Origin of the sequence: Yoonia tamlensis, from assembly GCF_900115105.1 — a bacterium.
In the GTDB taxonomy this organism is placed as follows: Bacteria; Pseudomonadota; Alphaproteobacteria; order Rhodobacterales; family Rhodobacteraceae; genus Yoonia; species Yoonia tamlensis.
This window is the reverse complement of sequence record NZ_FOYP01000002.1, coordinates 594,874-601,079: the sequence shown is the minus strand read 5'-3', so window position 1 is coordinate 601,079 and position 6,206 is coordinate 594,874. Positions and strand designations below refer to the sequence as shown.

General features: G+C 58.1%; 6 protein-coding genes. 3 read left to right on the top strand and 3 right to left on the bottom strand.

Features of this window, described 5'->3' with window-relative positions; all coding sequences use genetic code 11:
• Window positions 1–51: 51 nt before the first annotated feature.
• A complete protein-coding gene (gene tuf, locus BM320_RS14825; protein ID WP_090194797.1) occupies window positions 52–1,227 on the bottom strand; it encodes an elongation factor Tu in 1,176 nt (391 codons plus the stop codon).
• Window positions 1,228–1,395: 168 nt separating this feature from the next.
• Complete coding sequence (locus BM320_RS14820) at window positions 1,396–2,184, bottom strand: DUF4336 domain-containing protein (protein ID WP_090201532.1); 789 nt, start codon at window positions 2,182–2,184, stop codon at window positions 1,396–1,398.
• A 171-nt stretch (window positions 2,185–2,355) separates the two neighbouring features.
• Between BM320_RS14820 and BM320_RS14815 the strand changes: the two genes are divergently transcribed.
• The gene (locus BM320_RS14815) at window positions 2,356–2,727 is read left to right on the top strand and encodes a VOC family protein (RefSeq protein WP_090201531.1); all 372 of its coding nucleotides are present in this window, start codon (window positions 2,356–2,358) and stop codon (window positions 2,725–2,727) included.
• Here BM320_RS14815 and BM320_RS14810 read toward each other — a convergent pair whose 3' ends face one another.
• Window positions 2,728–5,007, bottom strand: coding sequence for a DNA topoisomerase IV subunit A (locus BM320_RS14810; RefSeq protein ID WP_375342078.1), 2,280 nt, complete (start codon window positions 5,005–5,007; stop codon window positions 2,728–2,730).
• Between the two features lie 120 nt (window positions 5,008–5,127).
• Here BM320_RS14810 and BM320_RS14805 point away from each other — a divergent pair, with 120 nt between their 5' ends.
• Window positions 5,128–5,955 carry an SDR family NAD(P)-dependent oxidoreductase gene (locus tag BM320_RS14805; RefSeq protein WP_090201529.1) on the top strand — a complete coding sequence of 276 codons (828 nt, stop codon included), beginning with the start codon at window positions 5,128–5,130 and terminating at the stop codon, window positions 5,953–5,955.
• 41 nt (window positions 5,956–5,996) lie between these two features.
• The gene (locus BM320_RS14800; RefSeq protein ID WP_090201528.1) at window positions 5,997–6,203 is read left to right on the top strand and encodes a twin transmembrane helix small protein; all 207 of its coding nucleotides are present in this window, start codon (window positions 5,997–5,999) and stop codon (window positions 6,201–6,203) included.
• Window positions 6,204–6,206 lie beyond the last annotated feature (3 nt).

Below are 6,206 nucleotides of genomic sequence, written 5' to 3'. Positions count from 1 at the left end.
TGGAGCGGCCTTTATTTGTCGTGCGATGGGTGCGAGCACCCATCCTACGGCTTATTCTACGATTTTAGAAACCACGCCGGCGCCGACTGTGCGGCCGCCTTCGCGGATCGCAAAGCGCAGGCCGTCTTCCATCGCGATCGGTGCGATCAGCTCGACGTTGAACTTCAGGTTGTCGCCCGGCATTACCATTTCGGTGCCTTCGGGCAGAACAACTGTGCCGGTCACGTCAGTGGTCCGGAAGTAGAACTGTGGACGGTAGTTCGCGAAGAATGGTGTGTGACGACCGCCTTCTTCTTTGGTCAGAATATAGGCTTCTGCTTCGAACTTTGTGTGCGGGTTCACTGAACCGGGCTTACACAGAACCTGACCACGCTCAACGCCGTCACGGTCGATACCGCGCAGCAGAACACCAACGTTGTCGCCTGCCTCACCGCGGTCAAGCAGCTTGCGGAACATTTCAACACCGGTACAGGTGGTTTTTTGTGTCGCACGGATACCAACGATCGACAGTTCGTCGCCAACGTTCACAACGCCACGCTCAATACGGCCGGTCACAACTGTACCACGCCCAGAGATCGAGAACACATCCTCGACCGGCAGCAGGAACGGCAGGTCAACCGCACGTGCAGGTGTCGGGATATATTCGTCAACAGCCGCCATCAGCGCCTTGATCGAGTTCTCGCCGATTTCCACGTCACGCCCTTCCATCGCAGCAAGCGCTGAACCAGGGATCACAGGAATGTCGTCGCCAGGGTATTCGTAAGAAGACAGCAGTTCGCGGATTTCCATTTCAACCAGCTCGAGCAGCTCATCGTCGTCAACCTGATCAACTTTGTTCATGTAGACAACCATGTAAGGGATGCCAACCTGGCGACCCAGCAGGATGTGCTCGCGAGTTTGTGGCATCGGGCCGTCAGCCGCGTTCACAACCAGAATCGCGCCGTCCATTTGGGCAGCACCGGTGATCATGTTCTTGACGTAGTCGGCGTGGCCGGGGCAATCAACGTGCGCGTAGTGACGTGTTTCAGTCTCATACTCAACGTGCGCTGTCGAAATGGTGATCCCGCGGGCCTTCTCTTCGGGCGCGCCGTCAATCTGGTCATACGCCTGGAAATCACCGAAATACTTCGTGATCGCCGCTGTCAATGTCGTCTTGCCGTGGTCAACGTGGCCGATTGTGCCGATGTTAACGTGCGGTTTATTACGTTCAAACTTTGCCTTAGCCATTTCACAGGGCCCTTAATTTTGTGGGGCCATAGCGGCCCGGTCCAACATCGCGGGCGATGTATTCGCAAACGGTCCGGAAATCAAGCGAATATCGACCGCAGCCCCGACAGAGCAACCGATCGTGAAAAGCGCGACGAAAGCGGGCGTTTCCGGATCCCGCATTATCGTTTAGCGGACCAGCCAGCCAAAGGCATTCCGCAATGCTGCTTGCCCACCTGACTGCATCGGTGCCCCATGCGCCATAACAAGCCGCTGCGCGGGCCATTCCAATATGCGTTTGGCACCGGCACGCGCGGCGGGTCTGTCGGTCATCGCCATGCGAAACTTGCGGGGCACCGTCGGCACGGGGGCTGTCATGAGGTCGAGCCGCGCGACAACAGCGCGCCACCCGCGAAACCAGCCTTTTGGGATTTGCTGCAAAAGATCCGTCACCAGCACCGTTGACGACGCACGGTGGAAAAACACCACTTCGGTTGTGATCCGGTTGCCCCGCATGACGACCTGTTCCAGCCCGCCCGCCCAGTCGGGGTCGGGTTCATCGCCAATGGTCGCATGAACTGCAGTGCCCGCGACCTGTTGCGTCAAACCGGGCGCAGCGTGGACCCGTGCATCCGGATAGGCCGCCGCCCATTGCGCAAGAAACATGTGGTGCAGACTGTTGGGCGCGACCAGATGCCGGACAGTGCCCAGCGCATCAATGGCGGTGCGCAGATCCCGCGTCAGCGCGACTGGGGACCAGACCCATAATCCGCCTTTATCGGGCAGGCTGACCACGGCCATCCGCGTGGGAAACCGGAAACCCGCCGCACCTGTTACTGCAGGACCATCAAAGAGCCAGAGTTGTGATCCAAAGGGCGTCACGGTCGCGGTATCCGTTTCCAAATGTGTTTGTGGCAAAACTATACTGCGGTATTCGGCCAATCCAAGCCCCTGTTTGCACACAATGTTTTTGACCATACTTCTGCGACCCAAGCGGCGCGCGAGCCCCCCTTACCGTTCGTCTGCATCCGCGTTCCGCATTGTCATTTTCCTGCCATCAGGCAAGCGGTGAACCGACAGGCGTGCCTTGAAATCTGCACCTCCCAGCATTCGTGATATAGGTAGCGCAGGCAAATACGGAGACAAAAGATGAAACTCGGTGCATTTTCGATCAGTCTGAACGTCAAGGACGTTGCCAAGAGTCGCGATTTTTACCGGCACCTCGGCTTTGATGATTTTGGCGGTGATGCGGCGCAGGGCTGGCTGATTCTCAAGAATGGCGACACTGTGCTTGGGCTGTTTGGCGGGTTCATTGGCCAAAATACGCTGACTTTTAACCCCGGCTGGGATCAAAGCGCGCAAGAGGTTGACCCTTTTGACGATGTGCGCGCAATTCAGGCGCGGCTTTTGGCGGCGGGGATTACATTGAATGACCAGACCGATCCCGACGGCACCGGCCCCGGTTCAATCACCCTTACCGATCCCGACGGGAATGCAATCCTGATCGACCAGCACCGCTAGCTAGTTGAATTTATTGTCGCGCGGGAAGCCACGCGGCGCCATCCGGCCAGCGCTTGCGCGTTTGCCGGACCATTCGTCCAATTCCGTTTCCGTGCGGGTCCGCCCCGCAGGATCAAGCCAGCTAAGCCCGTCAGCGCGGGTGAATGTTGTGGCGTCAGACAGGCCGCCGTCCTTGTATTTTTGCAACCGCACACCTTTGCCGCGGCCCATTTCGGGCAACTCGTCCAGCGGGAACACCAGCACCTTGCGGTTTTCACCGACCACGGCAACAAAATCCCCGTCAATACGTTTACACACCAGCGCCGCGCCGCTGGCCACGTTCAACACCTGTTTGCCGTTCTTGGTCTGCGCCACAACATCGGATTCGGGGACCACAAACCCGTTACCCTCGGCCGAGGCCAGCAGCAGTTTTGCGTCCGGCTTATGCACAAGAATATCAATGATTTCGGTTTCATTCGGCAGATCAACCATCAACCGCAAGGGTTCGCCCATACCGCGCCCGCCAGGCAGGTTGGCGGCTGACACCGTGTAAAAACGGCCATTCGCGCCAAACACCAGCAGGCGGTCGGTGGTTTCCGCATGGAAGATAAACCGAGGCCCGTCGCCATCCTTGAATTTCAGCTCGCGGGTCAGGTCGATATGCCCAGTCATCGCGCGAATCCAGCCCATTTTGGAACAAACAACCGTGATCGGTTCTTTGTCGATCATCGCTTCAAGCGGCACATCGACCACTTCGGCAGCTGTGGCAAATTGCGTGCGGCGTGCGCCGCCAATGCTGTCGCGGCCGAATATCTTGCGGGTTTCGCGCAGCTGTTCGGAAATCCGCGCCCATTGCAGATCATCACTGGCAAGCAACTCTTCGATTCCTGCGCGTTCAGCGCGCAGGGCGTCGCGTTCTGCGACCAGTTCCATTTCCTCAAGGCGGCGCAGGCTGCGCAGGCGCATGTTTAAAATGGCTTCGGCTTGGGTTTCGGTCAGCGACACTTCGGGATCAATGCCCGTGGGCGACCTATAGTCTGCCTCTGACGTTGCGCGCACATGGGTCTTGGCCCAGTCTTCGGCGATCAGTGCCTTTTTCGGGTCGTCATCATAGCGGATAATATCAATTACACGGTCCAGGTGCAGGAAGGCGATGATAAACCCTTCCAAGACCTCGAGCCGGTGATCGATCTTTTCAAGCCGGTAACGGCTGCGGCGGGTCAGCACCTCGCGGCGGTGATCCAGAAACGCGCGCAGAACTTCCTTGAGCGAACAGACCTTGGGTGTCAGCCCGTCGATCAGCACGTTCATGTTCAGGCTAAACCGCGTTTCCAGATCGGAATTGCGGAACAGCATGCCCATCATGACCTCGGGGTCGACGGTCTTGGCGCGCGGTTCCAGCACGATACGCACGTCTTCGGCGGATTCGTCGCGCACATCGGCCAGCAGCGGCACTTTTTTCAACTGGATCACTTCGGCAAGCTTTTCGATCAGCTTGGATTTTTGCACCTGATAGGGAATTTCGGTGACAACAATCTGCCATGTGCCGCGGCCAAGGTCTTCGACCTCCCATTTTGCGCGCAGGCGGAATGCGCCGCGCCCTGTCCGGTAAGCGGTCGCGATATTTTCAGGGGTTTCGACAATCACGCCACCGGTTGGGAAATCGGGGCCAGGAATGTAGTTCAGCAATGTGTCGTCGCGCGCATCGGGCGTTTTGATCAGATGCAGGCACGCGTCGATCAGTTCATGCAGGTTATGCGGCGGAATATTTGTGGCCATCCCCACGGCAATACCGGTGGATCCGTTCGCCAAAAGGTTCGGAAATGTCGCAGGCAGCACCGCAGGTTCGGTCAGGCGACCATCATAGTTGTCGCGAAAATCAACCGAATCTTCTGCCAGCCCTTCAAGAAGCGCCTCGGCGGCGGCGGTCATGCGGGCCTCTGTATAACGGGACGCGGCGGGGTTATCGCCGTCGATATTGCCAAAGTTCCCCTGCCCGTCCACCAGCGGATAGCGCACGTTGAAATCCTGCGCCAAACGCGCCATCGCATCATAAATCGCGGCATCGCCATGCGGGTGGAAATCACCCATCGTGTCGCCGCTGATCTTGGCAGATTTCAGAAAACCGCCAGTCGGGGACAGGCGCAACCTGCTCATGGCATATAGAATCCGGCGGTGCACGGGTTTGAGCCCGTCGCGCGCATCCGGCAAGGCGCGGTGCATAATTGTCGAAAGCGCATAGGTCAGGTAGCGGTCGCCAATGGCCTTGCGAAGCGTTTCTGTCGTGTCGATTGGCCCCATTGCGGGCTCGCTGCTCTTATCATTCATGGGTTTGGTTTAGCCGCGCGCAAATGCGGCGTAAAGCATAGAAACCGTGATCATGTGCTTGTCACATCACAGCGAACGCGGCACATATGCGCCATGACACAAAAAACCATCCTTATCACCGGCTGTTCATCAGGCATTGGCTATGACGCCGCCCACGGGCTGCGCGCGGCAGGCTGGCGGGTCTTTGCAAGCTGCCGCCAGCAGGCGGATTGCGACAGGCTAACCAGCGAAGGCTTTGACAGCCCGCTGATTGACTATGATGACCACGCAACGATCACTAACGGGCTGGCGCAGGTATTGGCGGCAACGGGTGGCACGCTTGATGCGCTTTATAACAACGGGGCATTCGCCTGCCCCGGCGCTGTTGAAGACCTGCCAACAGGCGCGCTGCGCGCGATCTATGAAACCAATGTATTCGGCTATCACGAACTGACGCGGCAGGTCATCCCCGTGATGCGTGCGCAAGGGCACGGGCGGATCATCAATTGTTCATCCGTGCTGGGGCTTGTGGCAATGAAATGGCGCGGGGCCTATGTATCCACAAAATTCGCGCTCGAAGGGCTGACCGATGTGCTGCGGATCGAAATGCATGGCACCCCGATCAAAGTGATCCTGATCGAACCCGGACCGATCACATCCGACATCCGCAAAAACGCGATCCCGCATTTTGAAAAATGGATCGATTGGGAAAACTCCGCGCGCGCGGATGAATACCGTGCAGTGAAATCGCGGCTTTATACCGACAGCGGGCCGGACCAGTTTGAACTGCCTGCCACAGCCGTGACCAAAAAACTGCTGCACGCGCTGACCGCCAAACGGCCCAAGCCACGCTATTATGTGACAACGCCCACCTATCTTATGGGCGCGTTACGGCGTATTCTGCCAACGCGGTGGTTGGACGCATTGATTTTACGCGGCTAGGCTTTACATCGCTGGCAACGGAACCCGAAAAGGATAGACCCATGGCAAGTGACCCGTTTTTCTGGATTGTCGCAATCGCGGCGCTGGCCGTGCTGGCGATCCTTATGTTCGGCATCGGCACATTCGCAAAGGGCGGCGAATTCAACCGCAAACACGCCAACCGGATCATGCGCTGGCGGATCGGGGCGCAGTTTTTTGCCGTCGCACTGATCGTGGGCTTTGCCTATCTGCGCAGCACCACGGGTTAAGAC